The 21127-nt window shown below is 65.8% G+C and carries 15 protein-coding genes; 6 read left to right on the top strand and 9 right to left on the bottom strand.

Translation table 11 applies throughout. The features are described from left to right. Positions 1 to 73 precede the first annotated feature (73 nt). Positions 74 to 760: a maleylacetoacetate isomerase gene (maiA, locus tag IFT58_RS16805; protein WP_342029581.1), complete on the bottom strand. Its 687-nt coding sequence runs from the start codon at positions 758 to 760 to the stop codon at positions 74 to 76. Further along, a complete protein-coding gene (locus IFT58_RS16800) occupies positions 757 to 1746 on the bottom strand; it encodes a fumarylacetoacetate hydrolase family protein (RefSeq protein ID WP_192096248.1) in 990 nt (329 codons plus the stop codon). The genes maiA and IFT58_RS16800 overlap by 4 nt, the downstream gene beginning before the upstream one ends. A gap of 641 nt (positions 1747 to 2387) precedes the next feature. Here IFT58_RS16800 and IFT58_RS16795 point away from each other — a divergent pair. After that, positions 2388 to 3815: a DEAD/DEAH box helicase gene (locus tag IFT58_RS16795; RefSeq protein ID WP_192096243.1), complete on the top strand. Its 1428-nt coding sequence runs from the start codon at positions 2388 to 2390 to the stop codon at positions 3813 to 3815. Positions 3816 to 3966: 151 nt separating this feature from the next. Here IFT58_RS16795 and IFT58_RS16790 read toward each other — a convergent pair whose 3' ends face one another. The 5 genes from IFT58_RS16790 to IFT58_RS16770 form a co-directional block, all read right to left on the bottom strand. Next, the gene (locus tag IFT58_RS16790; protein ID WP_192096241.1) at positions 3967 to 6276 is read right to left on the bottom strand and encodes a TonB-dependent hemoglobin/transferrin/lactoferrin family receptor; all 2310 of its coding nucleotides are present in this window, start codon (positions 6274 to 6276) and stop codon (positions 3967 to 3969) included. A 133-nt stretch (positions 6277 to 6409) separates the two neighbouring features. Beyond that, complete coding sequence (locus tag IFT58_RS16785) at positions 6410 to 7237, bottom strand: EF-hand domain-containing protein (RefSeq protein ID WP_192096240.1); 828 nt, start codon at positions 7235 to 7237, stop codon at positions 6410 to 6412. A gap of 26 nt (positions 7238 to 7263) precedes the next feature. Continuing rightward, positions 7264 to 8058 (bottom strand): DUF4198 domain-containing protein, encoded by a 795-nt coding sequence (locus IFT58_RS16780; RefSeq protein WP_192096238.1) that lies wholly within the window; start codon positions 8056 to 8058, stop codon positions 7264 to 7266. Positions 8059 to 8744: 686 nt separating this feature from the next. Then, positions 8745 to 11336, bottom strand: a complete 2592-nt coding sequence (locus tag IFT58_RS16775) for a M14 family zinc carboxypeptidase (RefSeq protein ID WP_192096236.1) — start codon at positions 11334 to 11336, stop codon at positions 8745 to 8747. A 99-nt stretch (positions 11337 to 11435) separates the two neighbouring features. Beyond that, a complete protein-coding gene (locus tag IFT58_RS16770) occupies positions 11436 to 14081 on the bottom strand; it encodes a TonB-dependent receptor (RefSeq protein WP_192096235.1) in 2646 nt (881 codons plus the stop codon). Positions 14082 to 14256: 175 nt separating this feature from the next. Between IFT58_RS16770 and queD the strand changes: the two genes are divergently transcribed. Both queD and IFT58_RS16760 read left to right on the top strand, forming a co-directional pair. Then, positions 14257 to 14622 (top strand): 6-carboxytetrahydropterin synthase QueD, encoded by a 366-nt coding sequence (gene queD, locus IFT58_RS16765; RefSeq protein WP_188325967.1) that lies wholly within the window; start codon positions 14257 to 14259, stop codon positions 14620 to 14622. Between the two features lie 475 nt (positions 14623 to 15097). Beyond that, positions 15098 to 15541, top strand: coding sequence for a hypothetical protein (locus IFT58_RS16760; protein WP_192096234.1), 444 nt, complete (start codon positions 15098 to 15100; stop codon positions 15539 to 15541). A gap of 128 nt (positions 15542 to 15669) precedes the next feature. On the opposite strand, the gene IFT58_RS16755 is transcribed toward IFT58_RS16760, so the two are convergent. Both IFT58_RS16755 and IFT58_RS16750 read right to left on the bottom strand, forming a co-directional pair. Next, the gene (locus IFT58_RS16755; RefSeq protein WP_342029578.1) at positions 15670 to 17142 is read right to left on the bottom strand and encodes an ATP-binding protein; all 1473 of its coding nucleotides are present in this window, start codon (positions 17140 to 17142) and stop codon (positions 15670 to 15672) included. Beyond that, entirely contained in the window at positions 17139 to 17861 is a 723-nt protein-coding gene (locus IFT58_RS16750; protein WP_192096233.1) for a response regulator transcription factor, read from the bottom strand. Before IFT58_RS16750 ends, IFT58_RS16755 begins: the two co-directional genes overlap by 4 nt. 145 nt (positions 17862 to 18006) lie before the next feature. Here IFT58_RS16750 and msrB point away from each other — a divergent pair, with 145 nt between their 5' ends. Genes msrB through msrA form a run of 3 tightly spaced genes read left to right on the top strand, consistent with a single transcriptional unit; the run spans position 18007 to position 21118 of the window. Further along, positions 18007 to 18564: a peptide-methionine (R)-S-oxide reductase MsrB gene (msrB, locus tag IFT58_RS16745; RefSeq protein ID WP_188325965.1), complete on the top strand. Its 558-nt coding sequence runs from the start codon at positions 18007 to 18009 to the stop codon at positions 18562 to 18564. Positions 18565 to 18601: 37 nt separating this feature from the next. Further along, the gene (locus IFT58_RS16740) at positions 18602 to 20371 is read left to right on the top strand and encodes a cytochrome c biogenesis protein DipZ (RefSeq protein WP_192096232.1); all 1770 of its coding nucleotides are present in this window, start codon (positions 18602 to 18604) and stop codon (positions 20369 to 20371) included. 9 nt (positions 20372 to 20380) lie between these two features. Continuing rightward, a complete protein-coding gene (msrA, locus tag IFT58_RS16735) occupies positions 20381 to 21118 on the top strand; it encodes a peptide-methionine (S)-S-oxide reductase MsrA (protein ID WP_188325963.1) in 738 nt (245 codons plus the stop codon). Positions 21119 to 21127: the final 9 nt, after the last annotated feature.

Below are 21127 nucleotides of genomic sequence, written 5' to 3'. Positions count from 1 at the left end.
GGGACGGAGGGGATTAAGTCGTTTTCGGCCATGGAGCCGAAAACGACTTAATCCCCTCCGTCCCCTTTTTTTTTCACGCGGCGTCGGGCTGATTCTCTGGCCGCGCAGCGTCGAACGCCTCCAGGTCCAGGCACGCCGCCTCGATCCGCCGCAAGGTCGGATAAGGGGTCAGCTCCAGGCCGAAGCGATGGGCGTTGTAGAGCTGCGGAATCAGGCAGGCGTCGGCCAGGCCGGGGTGGTCGCCGTGGCAGAACCTGCCGTTCGCGGTGCTGGCCGCCAGCAGGGACTCCATCGCCGCCAGGCCTTCGGCCATCCAGTGCAGGGTCCACTGCGTGCGCGCATCGACCGGCACCTGCAGTTGGCGCTCCAGATACTGCATCACCCGCAGGTTGTTCAGCGGGTGGATATCGCAGGACACCAGCTGGGCCAAGCCGCGCACCCGCGCACGCCCGGCCGGGTCTGCCGGCAGCAGCGGCTTGGCCGGGAACAGCTCATCCAGGTACTCCAGGATGGCCATGGACTGCGTCAGCACCTGCCCGCGGTGCAGCAGCGTCGGTACCAGTTGCTGTGGGTTGAGCGCACGGTAACCGTCATGGTGCTGTTCGCCGCCATCGCGCACCAGATGGACCGGCTGCGGCTCCCACGACAGACCCTTCAGGTTCAACCCGATACGCACGCGGTAGGCGGCACTGGAGCGCCAATAGGTGTGCAGGACGATACGTCCCTGCCCGCCCGGCCACTGCGCCGCCTCGTCATTCACGGCGCGGAGGCCTGTTCGATGCGCTGCTCGATGGCGCCGAAAATACTGTTGCCGGCGGCATCCAGCATTTCAATACGCACCACGTCACCGAAGGACATGAACGGCGTGCTGGGCTTGCCGTCGCGCAGGGTTTCCACCGTCCGCTGCTCGGCAAAGCAGGATGCGCCCTTGCTGGTGTCTTCGTTGGCGATGGTGCCCGAACCGACGATGGTTGCCGCACCCAACGGGCGGGTCTTGGCCGCATGGGCCACCAGCTGGGCGAAATTGAACTGCATGTCGACGCCGGCTTCCGGCGCGCCGAACCAGGCGCCATTGATATGCGTCAGCAGCGGCAGGTGCAGCGTGCTGTCCTGCCAGGCAGCGCCCAGTTCGTCCGGGGTGACGAACACCGGCGACAGCGCGGAACGCGGCTTGGACTGCAGGAACCCGAACCCCTTCGCCAGCTCGCCCGGTATCAGGTTGCGCAGCGACACGTCATTGACCAACCCGATCAACTGAATGTGGCCCGCTGCCTGCTTCGGGGTGACCGCCATCGGCACATCGTCGGTGATCACCACGATCTCCGCCTCCAGGTCGATGCCGTAGTCCTCGCTGACCACCTTCACCGGATCGCGCGGACCATGGAAACCGGCACTGGTGGCCTGGTACATGAGCGGATCGGTATAGAAGCTCTCCGGCACCTCGGCACCGCGCGCACGGCGCACCCGCGCCACGTGCGGCAGGTACGCGCTGCCGTCCAGGAATTCGTAAGCGCGCGGCAGCGGGGCTGCCAGCGCCTGCATGTCCATGTCGAACACGCCATCGGCATCGCCGGCATTGAGCGACTGATAGAGCGCATCCAGCCGCGGCGCCACGCGCGCCCAGTCTTCCAGCGCCACCTGCAGCGTCGCCGCGATACCGGTGGCACGCACCCCGTGCGCAAGATCACGCGAGACCACGATCAAGGTGCCGTCGCGGCCCCCTTCCTTCAACGAACCAAGCTTCATGGGGATATCCGGCAGAGGTGGACAACAAGTTTCAAGTGTAATCAAAGCCCCGCAACCACGGAAAGCTGCGCCGCCGCATCCCCGAGTGTATGCCGGTCCCGCGGATGACCGGAGGCGTCCCTGCCGCCGAGCACGGCTCGGCGCTACCGCTCTTCTTCCTTTACATGCGCGGCTGGCGAGCAAGGAATCTGTCAGGACGCCGCGCGGGTGGGGTTGTGGGGGACTGTTGGAGCCCATGGATGGGCGGAAACAAGGCTACATGGACGTACTTGCGCCGGGTCCCCCACAGCCCCACCCGCGCGGCGTTCCACCCTGATACCCCGCCACCCGCGAGGGGGTTTCACCCGTTCGACGCCCAACCTGAACACGCCCCTTTGCGCCAAGTCTCAAACTTCGGGTAGACTTCGCCGGTCTGCAACGGCCGTCCGTTTCCCTCCGGGACCGCCGGCGAGTCAGGTCATAGACCCCTCGCCCGCCCCAACTCCGACGCCGTACGTCACGCATTCCAGCCTGTGCTTCGCGCCGGTTGCCCCCAATTCTCGCAGCGCGGTTCACGGGAACGCTCCGAGTCAGCCGATCTCATCGATCTGCCCCCGCTTGGCCATTCGGTCAGGCGTTCTCTGTTTTTGGAGCTTTCTCGAATGTCCTTTGAATCCCTGGGCCTTGCGCCCTTCCTGCTGCGTGCGCTTTCCGAGCAGGGCTATGAAACCCCGACCCCGATCCAGGAGCAGGCGATCCCGCTCGCCCTGGCCGGCCGTGACCTGCTGGCCGGCGCACAGACCGGCACCGGCAAGACCGCCGCCTTCGGCCTGCCGCTGCTGCAGCACCTGGCCACCAGTTCGCAGGAAGTGTCCAACGGCGGCCCGCGCAAGCCGCGCGCGCTGATCCTGACCCCGACCCGCGAACTCGCCACCCAGGTGCACGACAGCCTGCGCGGCTACAGCAAGTACCTGCGCATTCCGAGCGCCTGCATCTACGGCGGCGTCGGCATGGGCAACCAGCTGGACATCCTGCGCCGTGGCGTGGACCTGCTGGTGGCCTGCCCGGGCCGCCTGATCGACCATATCGAGCGTCGCAGCATCGACCTGTCCGGCATTGAAGTGCTGGTGCTGGACGAAGCCGACCGCATGCTCGACATGGGCTTCCTGCCGTCGATCAAGCGCATCCTGGCCAAGCTGCCCAAGCAGAACCGCCAGACCCTGCTGTTCTCGGCGACCTTCGAAGAGAGCATCAAGCAGCTGGCCATGGAGTTCATGCGCAACCCGGAGCAGATCCAGGTCACGCCGAAGAACACCGTCGCCGAGCTGATCACCCACCGCGTCCACCCGGTCGACGGCAGTCGCAAGCGCGACCTGCTGCTGCACCTGCTGGCGCAGGACAGCCGCGAGCAGACCCTGGTCTTCGCCCGCACCAAGCACGGCAGCGACAAGCTGGCCGCGTTCCTGGACAAGTCCGGCATCAAGACCGCCGCGATCCACGGCAACAAGAGCCAGGGCCAGCGCCTGCGCGCACTGGCGGACTTCAAGGCCGGCCGTGTCACCGTGCTGGTCGCGACCGACATCGCGGCACGCGGTATCGACATCAACGAGCTGCCGAAGGTGATCAACTTCGATCTGCCGATGGTGGCCGAAGACTACGTGCACCGCATCGGCCGTACCGGCCGTAATGGCGCCACCGGTGAAGCGATTTCGCTGGTCGCCCAGGATGAGGTGAAGCTGCTGCGCCAGATCGTGCGCCTGCTGGGCCGCGACATGGATATCCGCGACGTACCGGGCTTCGAGCTGCAGGTGCCGATCCGCTGGGGCAACAGTGCACCGGGCAAGGCTGACAGCGATATGGGTGACCGTGCCGTGCGCAAGACCTCGCATGCCCGTCGTCCGCACGGCGATGCGCCGCGTCACGCGCATGCCGGTCCGAAGAAGCCGGGTGGCGGTCGTCGCGAAGGCGGCGGCAACGGTGCGGGCCAGGCGCGTGCCGCGCAGGGCCAGGGCCAGCGTCGTGGTGGCGGTGGTGCCGCCGGCGCCGGTGCCGGTCGTGGCCGCAGCGCGAGCACCAGCCGCGCGGTCTAAGGGAGATGGCGCCGGGCCCTGCTCGGCGGCTGTAACCCCGCAATGACAAAAGGGACGGAGCGCGAGCTCCGTCCCTTTTTCGTTGTTGATGGCACAAGGCGGCCGCGCTGCGCGCTCGCCGATCATGCCTCGGCGCTGGCGGATCTGCCCCTCAGAAGGTGTACGCCACGGTCACCCGTGCATTGCGGCCCGGTTCGCTGTAACGACCGATGCCCTCCTCGTTGACGTAGCCATACAACGTGGTCGAGCCCTCGAACACACCGCGCACCCGCTGCCACAGGTAGTACTCGCGGTTGGTCAGGTTGTATACCCCGGCACTCAGCCGCAACTGGTCGGTGATGTTCCAGCTGCCCACCAGGTCCAGCACCGTGTAGCCATCGGCCTTGCCGACCCAATCCGGGGTCTCGCGGGTGCCGTTGGCCAACGTGGTGTAAGCATCGTCGGCGTTCTTTCCCCAGGCATGGGTCACGTTGGCCGTGACATTCCACACGGGCGATGGCGCATAGCGCAGCCCGACCACCACGCTGGCCGGGACGATGCTCTCCAGCGGATCACCGTTGGCCTTCTCGCCTTCGCTGTAGGCGGCCGCGATGCGCGACGACCACGCATCGTTGAACTGCCAGCGACCTTCCAGCTCGGCACCCTTGACGATCACCTTGCCGGCGTTCATCGGCATCGTTGCGTTGTAGCGGTACAACACGGGCGACGTCGCGGTGGTGCGGTAGCCGTTGGCGTAAGCCTGCGCCGTGGTCACCGTCTCGATGAAGTTGCTGTAGCGGTCGCGGAACAGCGAGACGCCCAGCAATCCACGGTCCGTCGTCCAGCGGTAACCCAGCTCTACATTCAAGCTCTTTTCGGCATCCAGGTCTGGATTCGATGATGAGGTATCGAACTGCACCTGCGCGCCGGTCAGCGCATCAAAGGCGACAGTGGATCCCGTCGGCGAGTACAGGTCGGCCACGCTGGGTGCACGGAACCCTCGTCCCAACTGCGCCCATAGCGCGTGGTCGGGCAGGAAACGGAACTCGGCACCCGCTTGCCAGCTCGGCGCGGAGAACTGCAGGTCACGCACGCTGCCCGTCGGGTCGACGAAGGTGGCATCCACCGTGGGCGAATAGTCATAACGGTCATAGCGTGCACCGCCGCTCAGGATCAGTCGGTCGTCCAGCAACGACACGCTGTCACGCAGATACAGGTTCCAGTTGCGCGCGTCGGTCCTGGGGACCTGGCGCGGATCCTGATCGACGCTGGCGACGGTGCCCGCCGCCGTCCATCGCGTATCCACGGCGGTGAAGTCCACGTCGCGGGTCTGCCAGGCCAGTCCGTACGCAATGTCGTGGCGCGCGCCGGACGCTTCCAGCACCTTGCTGAAATCCAGCGCCGCGCGATCCAGCGTCTGTTCGGTCGCACGGTTCTCGCTGCGCAGGCACGGCACGGTGCGCCCCGGGCAGCCGCTACCGGCGAGGATGGTGGTCAGGCCCCGGCTCTCGGTGACCTGGCGATCCAGCTGCGCTTCCACGCTGTCGAACAGCGCATTCTGCGGGCGGTACTGCCAGCGCACGCCATAGCGATCCCGATCATTGCGGTCATCACCGCGCCGCTCCAGATAGCCGGGCGCGTACACGCGCGACAGGTTGTCCACTTCGTTGCGCGCACGGCCACGCTCGATCATGAAACCGAGTGTGTTGCGTTCATCCAGCTGCAGGTCCAGCTTGCCCAACAGGTTGTCACGCGTGCTGTCCACCGGATCGGGGGTGCGCCGGCCGATGCCGATGCGGTCCACGGTCGTGTCGTACCAGCTCTCTGATTCATGGCCTTCGCGGCGCGTATAGACCAGCATCGATTCGGCGATGCCGGTGCGGTTGGCGAAAGTGAGCGTACCCATGGTCTCGTCGTTGGCGCCGCTGTAGCCGAACTTGACCCCCACGTGCGTGTCGTTGCCAACGGCCTTCAGGTAGTCGGCCGGGTCCTTGGTGGTGAACACCACCGCACCACCGAGCGCACCACTGCCAGCGGTGATGGAGTCCGCCCCCTTGATCACCTGCAGGCTCTTCAGCGTGTCGATGTCCACGTCGCCGCGGCCGCCCCGGAAGAACTCATACGAACGCGCCGTTTCCACGGACTCGCCGAGGCTGAGTCCATCGACAGTGATCGCCACGCGGTCACTTTCCAGGCCGCGGATGTTGAAGCCGTTGTCACCGAAGCGGCCCATGTCCACCACGCTGACACCGGGGATGTAGCGGATGGCCTCTTCCATGGTGTTGGCCATGTCCGCGTCCAGGTCGGCAGCGGTAAGCACGGTGACGTTCTGGTTGCGCGACGTGCTCTTCTTGGCGCGCTCGGCTTCCACCCGCACGGTATCGAGGGTGCCGGCATCGGCCGGTGCGTCCGCATGGGCGGCGGGTATCGCGGACAGGCTGGCGAGCACCGCCAGTGAAAGCAGGGAGAGGGGCAGGTTCATCGGGAAAGCTCCGCAGGGAGAAAGGCTGGGCTAACGCCATTCCTGGCTGCCGACGCGCGTGGCGGCGGTGCGGGCTGGGAGGTCGTGGGAGATCGGGTGATGGGGCGCCGACGGCATGCCGGCACCCGATGAGTCACGGCGTAGCGGTCGGTTCCGGATCACGCGCATCGACGATGCGGTCACCGTTGGTATCAGCGCGATCAAACAGGCGCTTGCCCGACACCTGGTACTCGGCGAAGGTCATCCGACCGTCCTTGTCGGTGTCCAGTGCCCCGAAGCGCACCGCCGCTTGACGCCCGCCCGCCTCTCGCACCTTGGTGCGCTGCGCATCCAGGCGACCGGTGAATTCGGCGGTGTACTCGGCCAGGTCCAGCTGACCATCGGCATTGGTGTCGGTCGCGGCGAACGTGGCGGCGCGTGCAGCATCGAACTCGGCGCGATCGACCACCCCGTCACCGTTGCGGTCGTACAGGTCCAGCATGCCGTTGGCGGTATGCGAGGTCGGCATCTTCAAGGGATCGCGGTTGGTCGCCGCCGCGCTTTCCCGCGTCGCGTCCTGGCTCTTCTCGTAGCCGTCCCAGGTGCGCTCGCCCGCTGCGTCGAATTCGTCGCGGCTGATGCGCCCGTCCTTGTCCTGGTCCAGCGCCTTGAAGCGTGTGCCGGTCTGCCGCAGGTGCCCTTCGTGGGCCTTGGCCAAGCGTTCGTCGAAACGCTGCAGGTACTCGTCGATGTACTCCTGCTTGTCCACGCTGCCATCGCCGTTGCGGTCGGTCGCGGCGTAGCGTGCGCGACGGAAGGTCTCGAACTGTGCCCAGCTGACCGCGCCGGTGTCCTGCGGATCGAACTGCTCCAGGAAATCTGCTGCGGCAGAAGACAGGCCAGGTGCAGTGGCCTGTTGCGCAGATGCCGTGGGGGCGGATGTAGTCGCAAGCAGCGCCAGCGCGATCATGATCTTGGTCATACGAGGAAATCCTTCAGGGGAGTGGCTTACGGTTCCAGCACGTGGAAGCTGAGCGTGTAGTTGTTGCCGTACTGCGGTGCGGCAGCACCTGCCGGGGCAGCGCCGCGATAGCGGATCAACGCCAGGTAGCTGCCTGCCTGCTGCAACGGCAAGGTGGCTTTGCCTACGGCGTCGGTGGTGAGTTCCAGGGCGGCCGGCTGGCTGTGGCCATCGCCGAGCGCGCGGTTGATCTCCACCTTCTGCGCCGGCAGCGGCTTGCCGTCGTAGCGCACTTCGAAGACGAAAGACTCGCCCACGTACAGATCACTTGGATGGGTGACGGGAACCAGCTCAAGGCCCTTGCCGTAAGGCTTCATGGCGTCGGTGGTCGGTTCCCCGGCCGTCAGAAAGACCTCCGATCGCGACAGACTCTGGTAGTGCGACACGATCTTCGCCCCGGCCGGCAGCGGCGTGGACGGGTCACGGCTGCTTTCAGTCTTGCCGTTGACCTCGAACGTACGGAACACCGCGCCAAGGCGATTACCGGTGCTGAAGCGGTAGGTACCCTTCTTGCCCGGCAGCCGCTGCTCGACCACGGCCCGGGTCTTCAACAGATGCACGGTATCGGGTGCATGGGTCACACCATCGGGATCGGTCACCACGAAGGTGCTGTTGTCGAACACCACCTCGGGAACGAAGAAGGTTTCAGCGAAACTGGCATCGAGCGTGACCAGGCTGGTCGGCTGGATCTGGAACGTCGCCGGCGCCAGATACGGCGTATGCGCACGGGCAGGCAACACGACGGCGGCCAGCATCAGGCCAGCCAGCAAGCAGGTTTTCATCGGCATATCTCGTGGAAGGCACCGGCCCCAGTCCGGCGGCGCACACTCTATGCCTATTGCGAATGATTCGCAATACGATTTTGATGCGGCGAGCGGCTGAGCCCCTCGCGGCTGACTCTTACAGCAGGCTGCGTGCTTGGGGCTGGGCGGTGGGGCTGGGCGGGGGCCGGCAAAAACTGCGTCCATGCGTGCCTCGTTTCGCGCCATCCATGGCGCTCAACGCCCCCGCCCAGCCCCACCGCCCAGCCCTCTGACAGGTTCCTTGCGCCGCCAGCCGCGTAAGAAAAAAGAAAAAATCGGTAGCGCCGACCCATGGTCGGCGAGCGCAGCGGGCCGTTGGCGGGGACATTCCGCCGACCATGGGTCGGCGCTACCAGAGGCCGCATTGACCCCTCTGGTGGAGGGAGCCCTGAGTCAGGGGCGGCCGCGAAGCGGCGGGGTGTGGGTGCTGGTGAGACGGGGCCCACGGTTTGCGCAGCAAAGCGTGGGGGCGGCAGCGCGAATGCGATGACGTGGACCCCGCCATGGATGGCGCGAAACGAGGCCCGCATGGATGCGGCCCTTGCCGTCCCCCGCCAACCCACCCCGCCCTACCTCCAAGCAGCCCCGCAGCTGTTGCCGTTGCAGTTGACGTTGCCGTTGCCGTTGCTTCTGCAGGTGCTGGGCTGCAAGCCCGGGCAACCCACCTACCCCCTCGGCTTCGCCGGGTTCAACAGATTGCCGAAGAACACCGCATTGACCAGCAACCGGTCCGTCCCGTGCCAGTACTTCCGGTGCGCCGGGTCATCGGCGAACAACACCACGTTGCCCTGCCCCTGCGGCGACACCAGCAACCACGCCGAGCCCTTCACCCGCGCCCGGTTGCGCTCGGACAGATAGCCGTTGACGCGCGGCCGCTCGTCCACCCGCACCACCGTGGAGAACGGATTGGCGCTCGGCTGCAGCACCACCGCGTTTTCCTTGTTCACCGCCAGCGCGCGACCCGGTGCGCCGAAGCCCAGTGGATGGCTCGTGTCGATATCCGCACTGAGGATGTTGCCGCTCACCCGCTCGATCGCCGCGATATCGCGCTGATCGCCAAACGCCTTGCGTTCGCCCGCAGCGGTCTCTTCGTCCTGGCCGAGCTTCTCACCGTCGGCCAACTTCTTGTCGATTGCCCAGCGCGAGGCGGTGCCATACGTCACCAGCGAACCGCCTGCCTGGATCCAGCGCTTCAGCGCGCCCACTGCGACGTCGTCCACTGCCTCGTACTTGCCACCGGACAACACGATCGTGGTGTAGCGGTCCAACGCCACCTTGCCCAGCTGGGTCGGGTCGATCTTGCTGGCGGGCAGCTGCAACTGCTGGTCCAGCAGGAACCAGGCCGAGCCGATCTCGGTGGCGTTCACGCCCTCGCCCATCACCAGCGCGACGGTGGGCTTGCGCAATGCTTTCACCCCATCGCTGCCCAGATCGACGCCGCCCCGGCTCTGGCCGCTGGCCAGTGCATGGGCCTGCACGCCTGCATCCGTTGCGGCCGCCTGCACGGCATCCCGCAGCGCCGCGCCCTGCAGGGGCTGTCCTGCCACCGGCACCACGATGCTGCCGGGCGCGAACGCCACATCGCCGCCCACCGTGCTGGCGGTGAAAGACTGGAACGCCGCGCGCGTGGACAGACCCTTGGACTGCAGCGCGTACAGCGCACGGCCCGCGTTGTAGTCGCGCCAATCGATCACATACGCGTAGCCGGCCTGGCCACCCTGTACCCCCGCCTGCACCGGCGGCAACGCGGTTACCTGCGTGCCCTCCGCGATGCGCCCCTTGCTGGCGGCGAAAGCAACCCCGTAGGCCGGTGCGATAGCGTAAGACGTACTGCCGTAGAACACATCGCCCTTGATCGGCGGGGTGTCGGCGAAGATCGAATGCACCAGCCGGAACTGCGCCTGCGCAGCGGGCACCACGTAGGCATTGCCAGGTTCAAAGCGGCGCCCCTCCATGGTGACGGTCGATGGCAGCGCATGCACCTCGATCCGGTGCAGCAACAACAACCCAAGCAGTTTGCGGGTGAGCGCAGGATCGTGCGCATCGCCGAACACGAAGCTCTTCAAGGGCTGCTGCCCCGCCTGCTTGAGCGCGGACTGGAAGAACGTTTTCTGCAGGGTGAACAGGCCTTCCCGCTCAGCCACCGCACCGCGCACGGTGCCCAGCCCGGTCGCGACCTGATTGCGGATGGTGAACGGGAAGGTCAACGGACCATTGACCGACTCCTGCACGCGTCCCCGCGAGCTGGCCTGTTCGACGGTGACACCCACGGCACCGTGGAAATCAGGGTACGTCGAGCCGTACACCGGGGAGAAGTTGTCGTAGTTCTCGCCCGTGTAATACAGCGAGCCCAACGCATCCAGCGAGGCAGCGTGGTACTTCGCCAGGGTCTTGTTGAATTCGTACGACGAGGCAGGCAGCAGCGGACTGTGCATGCTCTTCGGCGACGGCTCGAAGTAGTACGTGCTGTCCTTCCCCATTTCGTGGAAGTCGATCTGCACGTTCGGGTACCACTGGTGGAAGACCTCGATTTTCGGTCGACTTTCCTGTTGCGTCAGGGCCAGCCAGTCGCGGTTGAGGTCGGTGAAGTAGTGGTTGGTGCGACCCTGCGGGAACGGTTCAACGTGCTCCTTGTCGGCCGGGTCGGCCGATGCCGGACTGGACGCGTAAGCGTTGTGCCAGTTCGCAGCTCGGTCACGGCCGTCCGGGTTCTGCGCCGGATCGAACAGCACCACGGCGTTCTGCAACCACTGCTGCGTCTCGGCGCTGCGGTTGGCCACCAGGTAGTACGCCGTCAGCATCGCCGCCTCGCCGCTGGAGGTCTCGTTGCCGTGCACGCTGTAGCCCAGCCACACCACCACGGGGCTGTCGCCGGCAGCGGTGCGCGGCTGCGCGGGATCAGCCAGGGTGGCGTGCTGCTGGCGCAGCGTGTCCAGCCGCGCGTGGTTCTGTGCCGCGGTCACCGTGGCGATCAGCAGCGGACGCCCTTCGTAGCTGCGGCCGATTTCCTGCACCGTGATCTTGTCGGAGTGCTTGGCCAGTTCGTTGAAGTAGCCCACCAGTTGGTCATGCCGTGTGTAGCGGCTGCCGACTTCGTAGCCGAGGAACTGCTGCGGCGTCGGCACGGCCGGATCGAAATCGGTGGATTGGCCCTGCGGGAAGAAGTAAGCACTCTGGGCCTGCGCCGGGAGAACCGGAGCGGCAACCGCGATGGCGGCAACGAACAAGGACAACAACACACTGCGATGGAAGGACACAACGATTCCCCATGAAGGTTGGCGCTGGAGCGCCGAGGGCAGCCACCTGGCCGCACGCGGTGACCAGGTGGACAGTGCGGTGCAACGAAGCAGGCTCGGTCAGAACCGGTAGTCGAACCCGACCGTGAAGTAGCGTCCGCGCAGGTCGTACTGGCTGAAATCGTAGGGCGCGCGGATGCCCGGGAACGACGCGTCGTACGGCGGTGCCTCATCGCCCAGGTTCTGGATCTTCGCGTACAGGGTCAGCTGCTCGAACCCGGTGTACCCCACGTACAGATCGAACTGGCTGTACGAGTCGACCCGGTCCTGCACGGCTTGCGCCGTCGTGCTGGCCTTCTGGTCATAACCACTGGTGTAGTACCAGGTGAGCGCCGTGCGTACATCACCGTACGCCCAGTCCAACGACGTCGTCGCTTTGTTCTTCGGCAAGGTCGCGCCGAGGTTGCTGCCGGCGTAGTCCACCAGCGGACCGCCGATCACCGTGGGTCGGCGGTAGTCGCGCACATGGGTGTACGCCGAGCTCAGGTTGAAGGTGCCGAAGCGATCGGTGGGCACGCGCTGGCGCAGCTCGACATCGATGCCGGAGGTCTTCAGGTCACTCAGGTTCTGGTAGCGGTTGTACACGGCCTGGATCTTGCCGCGCTCATCGCGCTGCACCGCGCCGGGCACATCGTTGGTGACCAGGGTCTGGGTGTTGTTGGTGCCGACCAGGTTTTCCAGCTCGATCTTGTAGTAGTCGACACTCAGGTTGGTGTTCGCCCACGGCGACAGCACCACGCCGAAGTTGTAGCTGCGCGTGCGTTCCGGCTTCAGGTCGGTATTGCCGACGGTGAAGAACGTGGGGTTCTGCCGCGATCCGGGCAGGTCCGGGTCACGCGGGTCCACCACGCTGCCGTAGGAAATGCTGGTGCTGTCCGAGTTCTCCGAAAGCGACGGTGCACGGAAGCCCTTCGACGCGGCCGCGCGCACCAGCAGGAAGTCCAGCGGCTGCCAGCGCAGGCCCAGCTTGGGCGAGAACGCATCGCCGAAGTCGTCGTAATGATCCGCACGCGCGGCGACCGACAGCTCCAGCCTGGAGGCCAGCGGCACGATCGCTTCGGCATACGCTGCGGTCACGGTCCGCTCGCCGTGCACTTCGGCGATGGCGGGGCGCACCTGCAGGCCGGCATCGATCTGCCAGGGATTGTTGGAGTCCAGTTTCTCGCGGCGCCACTCCAGCCCCGAGGCGAAGCCGATGTCGCCGGCCCAGGTACGGCCCAGCGTGCCGGACACTTTCGCATCGATGCCCTGCAGCTTGGATTCGGCCGGGCGCAAGGTGGCGATGTTGATGCCATCAAGCACCGACTGAGGCGTGGCCGACGGATCCAACAGGTTGTAGCTGCCGGTGGCCAACGCGTCGGCCAGCGCCCAGCGGTTCGCGAAACCACCGGACACGGTCTCACGCTCGCTGCTGCGGGCACCGAACGCGCCCACCTCCCAATCCCAGCGCTCGCTGCTGCCACGCAAGCCGACCAGTCCGCGGTAGGACTGCGAGCGGTTGGTCTTCACCGTGCCGCCGAGGTTGAAGAACGTGTATTCGATCGGCACCGCGCGCCCGTACGGGTTGTAGGGGTTGTTGGCGGGCAGGTTCGAAGACACCGGCTCGGCCAGTCCGGTATCCGCGTTCAGCGCGAAGCGACCACTCTCCAGGGTAAAGAAGGGGCTGCTGCCGAACCACGAAACGCCTTTTACCTCGCTGTACAGGACTTCGCCGAAGGCTTCGACGTTGTCACTGACGCGGAACGTGCCGTTCGCATAGGCCTGCCAGCGTTTGGTAGACGGAATCAACGTGGTGAACGGTGCCTGGTTGAAGCCGCAGGTGTTGCCGGCCAGTCCATCGATCGGCGCGCTGGCGACCAGGGTGGTGCCGTCCGGGCACTGGCCATTGGCATCGAGCATGGGCACCGACGCCCCATTGATCAGGTACCGCGCGCCTTTCGCCGACCAGCCGTTCCAGCGGCCACCGGGCTTGTCGCTGTAGATGCCGCTCTGGGTCAGGTCGCGCTCGTCCTGGTCCAGGCGATCGCGGTTGTAGGCTTCCAGGCTGAAGAGGATGTTGTAGCCATCGCTCTCCAGGTCACCCAGCCCGCCGACGAACTTCAGCTTGGTTTCGTCCAGCCCGCCCTGGTCCGCCGTGCCGACGCTGCCGCCGATCTCCGCGCCCTGGTAGTTCTGTCGGGTGATGATGTTGACCACGCCGGCCACGGCATCCGAGCCATACACCGCCGACGCGCCGTCCTTGAGCACTTCGATCCGTTCCACGGCGACCAGCGGCAGCGCATTGAGGTTGACGAAGGTGTCGGACAGGCCATTGGCCGGGAAACCATAGTTGGCCAAGCGCCGGCCGTTGAGCAGCACCAGCGTGTTTTTCTGCGACAGGCCACGCAGGCCGATACCTGCCGAGCCAGAGGCCCAGCCACTGTTGGAGGTCTCATTCGCTGCATTGCCGGTGTTGGCCGAGATCGAGCGCAGTACATCGGCGACCGACGCCTTGCCCGTGGCGTCCAGCTGTTCGCGGCCGATCACCTGGACCGGGTTGGCGGTCTCCGTGTCAGTGCGTTTGATGTTGGACCCGGTGACCCGCACGGCGGCCAGCGTGCTGGCATCGCCACTGGCGGAGGTGTCGGCGGAGGTGTCGGCTGCGGCAGGCAAAGGCGCGGCCAAGGCAGCGGCCAAGGCCGCCACGAGCAAGGTGTGCTGGGGCATGTGGTCTTCGTGGGGTGGTGGTGGCAGTTCCGCAGTAGCACATGAAGGGCTGCTGTGCAGCCAATAACATCTCTTCATACGGATATAAGAGAAGCTAACATCTCTTCATCGCGATGAAAAGGATTCAGTTGCCGTTGTAACGGGCCTAGCACTGCGGACCGGTACAATCCGCATCATGGAAATCTTCAAAATCTTCATGATCGAAGCAGCGCATCGGCTGCCCAACGTGCCGCCGGGCCACAAGTGTTCGCGCCTGCACGGCCATTCGTTCCGGGTGGAACTGAAAGTCGAGGGCGAACCCGGTGCACAGACGGGCTGGATCATGGATTTCGGCGACGTCAAAGCCGCATTCCAGCCGATCTACGACCGCCTGGACCACCACTACCTCAATGACATCCCGGGGCTGGAAAACCCGACCAGCGAGAATCTGGCGGTCTGGATCTGGCAGGAGCTCAAGCCGGTGCTGCCTGCCCTCAGCGAGATCACCGTGCATGAGACCTGCACGTCCGGATGCCGCTATCGTGGGCCCGCGACCCGCTGAGCAAGTGGTTGATACTGAAAGACATTCAGCCTCGTTCAGGACACAGTAGACGATCCTGTTGCAATGCAGCACGAAAGGCGTATGCTGCATTGCAACAGGTCGCGAATCTTCCCGGTTCCGCAGACCACCAGAACACTGCATGGGTCCCTCCCCCCGTGCAGTCGCAGGACCCGACAGATCCCTCCCTCTGTCGGGTCCTTTTTTTTGGCTCATCCTCTCCCAATGGATGTCGTGTCCGTCATACGGGCGGCTTGGGCAACACGCGTCGATCTGTACGTTGCTGACACCTCCGGGCGCGTTGATCACCTGAAGTGATAGACATCCGGCATGGAGCTCGAGCGTGGGCGAAATTCTGCAAACAGCATCGTCGATAATCCCATGCGCTGAAGCGCCTCATGTTGAATGAGTCTGCCAGTTCCGGCCGGACATCTTCCTGTCAGCGCTGGCACTCTTCAAATGACTCAAGGGTGCTTCCATGAAACGTGCAACGCTGCTGCTGGTCTTGATTGCCACAGGTCCGTTTTCTGCATTGGCCCAATCGCAGCCTCAAAGCATCGTCTACTTCGCAATGATTGACCGAAGTCGTGCGATTTCGCAGCAGGAATTCATTTTCGGGGTCACAGATCCTGCGGTCATACAGCGCATCAGGACCGAAGGACTGGGAAATGGCGGCCAAGGGGCCGATGTGATTGGCGGGATCATAAAACGCGGTCGGAAATCCTATAACCCGTCCTGGAATTTTCATCTCGTTCCGGAGACAGTGACCGCCAGCATTGCAGGACCGCTTGAGTGCGATGTGCCGGCCGTGGGGGTGGAGGACCATATCGAACAGATAGGGACACCTCCCATGCTACCGACCTTCGCGTGGTGTCCATGGGGCATGAAGGTCATCCGTGAGGTGATACCAATCCTGGACTGATCTCGCTGCAGCGGCGGCCTTTCTGGATGACCCCGATCATCCAGAAAGCGTCCCAGCGATGGTCTGCCGCGGATCATCCCCGCGGCAATGCAACAACCCTCGCGGATCGATCGCCCGCAGATCAAGCATTACGCCGCAGGCTTCGCCCGCGGCAACGCAAACTCGAAGGTCGCGCCCTGCTCGGTATCCAGCAGCCGGATGTCGTGGCCATGCAGTTGCACCACGCGCTGCACGATCAGCAGCCCGAGCCCGCCATTCTCGCCGCGACGCGGACCGAGCGCGGCCGGCGCATGGAACAGCGTCGCGCGCAGGGCCGGATCCACGCCCGGGCCGTTGTCGCCTACCTGCACGCGCACGTGGTCCGGCGCTGCGAAGAGCCGAACCTGCACGTGACCGCCCTCCGGCGTATGCCGCAGCGCATTGTCGATCAGGTTGGTCAGTACCCGTTCCACCAGCCCCACGTCGGCACGCACCAGCGGCAGCCCCTGCGGGAACGATGCATCCAGCCGCTGTTGCTTGGCTTCAGCGGACAATTCGAACTTCTGCAGCACATCCTGCAGCAGTTCCGGCAGCGCGAACACTTCCCACTGCAGTTGCACCTGGCCGTGCTCCAGCCGTGCCAGCTCGAACAGCGCGCGCGCCAGTCCGCCGACCTTGGCACTCTGCGAAAGCGCGATCGCCAGATAACGACGGCGTTCTTCAACGCTCAACGTCGCTTCCTTCATCGCCAGCGTTTCCAGATAGCCATGCAGCGACGCCAGCGGCGTGCGCAGGTCATGGGAAATGTTGGCAACCATCTCGCGTCGCTGCAGGTCCTGCTGACGCAGTTGCTGCCACTGCTCACCCAGTCGGTGGGCCATCTGTGCGTGTGCGTGCTCCAGAATCAGCAGTTCGTCGCGCTCGTCATCGCGCAGCGCGGGCAGCGCAGGCAGCTCCGTGGGGGCATCGATGTCGAACGATTGAATGCGCCGGGTCAACTCACGCAGCGGCCGCGTCACCCAATAAAACGCCACCAGTCCGGCCAGCATGCCCAGCACCGCGACCAGCACCACCGACCACAGCGTGGTGCGCCACTGGCTGCTGCTGGCCAGGTCATCCGCCAGCATCTGCCGCTGCTCACCCACCAGCACCACGTAGACATAGCCTGCTGGTTTGCCCTGCACCACCAGCGGCGCCACGCTGAAGACCTTGCGTCCGCTGGCACTGCGCGGGTCGTCGCCGAGGATCGGCAGTGCCCCACCGGCCAGCAGCGCCTTCAGCGGCGCCAGGTCCACCTTGTCGCGATGCAGATGGCCACTCGGTGCGTCATGGCCCAGCACGCGGCCCTGCTCGTCCAGCAGATACACCTCGACGCTGGGATTGACCGCCATCAGCTGGCCGAACAGCGCGCGCACTTCCGGTTCGCGCATGCCCGCCTGATCCATCAGCTCGCTGCGCTGGGCGATGTGCGCGGCCAGTCCCAGCGACAGGCGCTGCACCACTTCCTGCTCATGCCGCAGCGCCATGCGCATCTGCATGCCCAGCAGCGCCAGGCTGCACAGCACCAGCAGCGCGGCGAACACCGCCGCCAGTTTCTGCCATAGGCGCAGCCGAAGCGTCACGCGTCACCTCCGGCGGTGCCCACCAGCTTGTAGCCGCGGCCCCATACCGTAAGGATCTGCTTCGGATTGGCCGGGTCCACTTCGATCTTGTTGCGCAGGCGGTTGATGTGCGTGTTGACGGTGTGCTCGTAGCCATCGTGGCCGTAACCCCAGACCTGGTCCAGCAGCTCGGCGCGGGTGAATACCTGCCCCGGATGGCGGGCAAAGAACAGCAGCAGGTCGAACTCACGCGGCGTCAGCTCCAGCTCCTTGCCGGAATGGGCAGCCACCCGCGCCAGCGGGTCAAGGCGCAGCGGGCCCAGTTCGATCGCCCCCGCATCCAGCCGCGCGTTCTGTGCCATCGCGTCTGCACGGCGCAGCAGCGCGCGTACTCGCGCCACCAGTTCCGGCATCGAAAACGGCTTGGCAAGGTAGTCATCCGCGCCGAGTTCCAGCCCGACGATCCGTTGGGTCTCGCTGCCACGGGCGCTGATGATGATGATCGGGACATAGCGCGCCATCGCCCTCGCGCGCCGGCATATCTGCAGGCCATCCACGCCGGGCAACATCACATCCAGCACCAGCGCATCCCAGGGCCCCTCCTGCTCCAGCAGCCGCATGCCGACGTCACCGTCGGCCGCATGCACCACCGTGTAGCCTTCATCGGCCAGATGCAGGCGCAGCAGGTCGGCGATGTGGACATCGTCTTCGACGATCAGGACGCGCTGGGCAGCAGTCATGGAGGCAGGGTGGCGGCAGGAAGACGTGCCGTCATTGTCCGTCGGCCGGTCCGTGGATGTATCACGGAAAATTTAACTCTCCGTGAGGATTCGTTGATGCGCGTGGGCGCAGCATGGCCACATCGACCTTCGCTGGAGATCGCCCATGTCGCTTACCCGTCGTCACCTGCTTGGCCTGGGCGGCATGGCAGCCGCCGCCAGCGTGCTGGGCGTGGGGGCCTGCAGCCGCGCCGCCCCTGCAGCCGCCGAGGCCGCGCCGGCCCGCCGCTTCGACATCATGCGCAGCGATGCCGAATGGAAGCAGCGCCTGACCCCTGCGCAGTACGCCGTGCTGCGTCAGCAGGCCACCGAGCGCGCGGGCAGCAGTCCGCTGGACCGGGAAAAGCGCCGGGGCACGTTCCATTGCGCGGGCTGCGCGCTGCCGCTGTTTTCGTCGGCCACCAAGTTCGAGAGTGGCACCGGCTGGCCGAGCTTCTGGCAGCCGCTGAAGGACGCGGTGGGCGAGCAGCGCGATACGCTGTTCGGCATGGTACGGGTGGAAATCCACTGCCGCCGCTGTGGTGGCCATCTGGGCCATGTGTTCAACGACGGTCCCCGCCCGACGGGCCTGCGCTATTGCATGAACGGTGCAGCGATGACGTTTGAGCCGTCTGCCGCCGCCGATGCCAACGACAGCGGCGAACGCTGGCGCGTGCCGGTGTGATGTCCTTCTTCCTGCTGATCCCCTTGATGGAGCGTCGATGATGCTGTTGCTGCTGGCCTACCTGGGGGGTGTGTTGACCCTGCTCAGTCCCTGCATCCTGCCGGTGCTGCCGTTCGTGTTTGCACGCGCAGGCCGCTCCTTCCTGCGCAGCACCCTGCCGCTGCTGCTGGGCATGGCGATCACCTTCACCGTGGTGGCCAGCCTGGCGGCCGTGGGCAGCGCCTGGGTGGCGCAGGCCAACCAGATCGGTCGCTGGATCGCGCTGGTCGTGATGGCGGTTTTCGCTCTGGCGTTGTTGTGGCCACGCTTTTCCGACCGCTTGCTGGCACCGTTCCAGCGGGCCGGCGCACGACTCAGTGCGCGGGCCGATGCGGCCGATGAAGCCGGACGGGGCGGAGCGGGCACCTCCCTGCTCGTGGGTATCGCCACCGGCCTGCTGTGGGCGCCATGTGCTGGCCCGATCCTCGGTCTGGTACTGACCGGCGCGGCATTGAATGGCGCCAGTGCCAGCACCAGCAGCCTGCTGCTGGCTTACGCTCTGGGCGCAGTGACGGCCCTCGCGCTGGCGGTATGGATCGGCGGGCGCGTCTTCAATGCCTTGAAGGCACGGCTGGGCCTGGGCAATACGCTGCGCCGCCTGTTGGGCGTTGCTGCGCTGCTGGCGGTGGTTGCCATCGCCATGGGCTGGGACACCGGTGTGTTGACGCGCCTCTCCGCGGTGAGCACGGCGCGACTGGAGCAGGGGCTGCTCAACGCGGTTCCTGGCGTGCAGCCCGCCGCCTCCACGCTGTCCAGCACGGGCGCAGCCGGGGCGGCCGATACGCCGTTGCCGGTCGAAGGCGAACTGCCGGCCCTGGACGGCAGCACCGGCTGGCTCAACAGCCCACCGCTGACCCGCGAGCAGCTGCGCGGCAAGGTCGTGTTGATCGATTTCTGGACCTATTCCTGCATCAACTGCCTGCGCGCGATGCCCTTCGTGCACGAGTGGCAGGAGCGCTACCGTGACCATGGCCTGGTGGTGATCGGCGTACATACGCCCGAGTTCGCCTTCGAGCGAAATCCGCGCAATGTGATGCGCGCCGTTGAACAACTGAAGGTCGAATACCCGGTCGCGCTGGACAACAACTATGCCATCTGGCGCGCATTCGAAAACCGCTATTGGCCGGCCCACTACTTCGTCGATGCGAAGGGGCGCATCCGCGCGCACCAGTTCGGCGAGGGCAACTATGCGCACTCCGAGCAGGTGATCCGTCGGCTGCTGCAGGAGGCGGGCCAGACCGACCTGCCCCCGCCTGCCGACCCCGCGGCCGCCACCAGCCTGCAGGGCGTTGCCGAGCAGGCCGACATGGGCAACCTGCGCTCGCCGGAGACCTATCTGGGCCATGCCCGCGCGGAGAACTTCGCGTCTCCCGGTGGCATCCGCAACGGGCAACGGGCCGACTACACGCTGCCGGATCGCTTCACGCTGAACCAGTGGGCATTGCGGGGCCCTTGGACCGTGAGCGAAGAGGCTGCGGAACTGCAGCAGGCCGGTGGCCGCATCGCCTTCCGTTTCCATGCCCGCGACCTGCACCTGGTGTTGGCACCGGCAGAGAACGGCACGCCGGTTCGTTTCCGCCTGTTGATGGATGGCAAGCCGCTTCCGTCTGCCGATGCAGGCGGCGACGTCCATCCCGATGGCACCGGCGTGGTCGATGAGCACCGTCTTTACCAGTTGGTACGCCAGCGCGACACCATCGGCGAGCACCTGTTCGAAATCGAATTCCTGGACCCCGGTGTCCAGGCCTACGCATTTACGTTTGGTTGAGGAGGTCGTATGAAACTCTCACTGGAACAGGGTATTGCCGCCGCCGTCGCGACGCTGGTCGTGGGCTCGCTTGTCGCCTTTGCGGTGGATGCGGGGCCGGCCCTCGGCGCTGCTGCCGGGGCGGCTCGCATCAGCGAAGAAAGCCGTGCGCTGCCCGCTCCCACCGGAACCGCTGCCTTCAAGGATGACCGCACGCAGGCCAGCGTGGTGTTCGCCGGCGGCTGCTTCTGGGGCGTGCAGGGCGTGTTCCAGCACGTCAAGGGCGTCAGCAACGCGGTGTCCGGCTACATCGGGGGCGAAGCATCGACCGCGCGCTATGAAACCATCAGCGGCGGTCGCACCGGCCACGCCGAGGCGGTGCGGGTGGACTACGATCCGCGCCAGGTCAGCTATGGCCAGCTGCTGCAGGTGTTCTTTTCGGTTGCGCATGATCCGACCCAGCTCAATCGGCAGGGCCCGGATCGCGGCACGCAGTATCGCTCCGCCATCTTCAGCGACGACGCGCGCCAACAGGCAGCCAACCGCGCCTACGTAGGACAGATCGGCGCCTCGTTCACCTCGCCGGTGGTGACCGAGCTGGGCACGGGCAAGCGCTTCTATCCCGCCGAGGCGTATCACCAGAATTACCTGGAGCGGAATCCGCAGGCCGCCTATATCCGCTACTACGATGCGCCCAAGCTGGTCGCGTTGCAGCAGCGCTTTCCGCAGTTGTACCGCAAGGATCCGATGCTGGTGCCGATGCGGTGACGCCGCACG

Source organism: Stenotrophomonas sp. CFBP 13718 (genome assembly GCF_014842145.1).
In the GTDB taxonomy this organism is placed as follows: Bacteria; Pseudomonadota; Gammaproteobacteria; order Xanthomonadales; family Xanthomonadaceae; genus Stenotrophomonas.
This window is presented reverse-complemented; position numbering and strand designations above follow the sequence as displayed.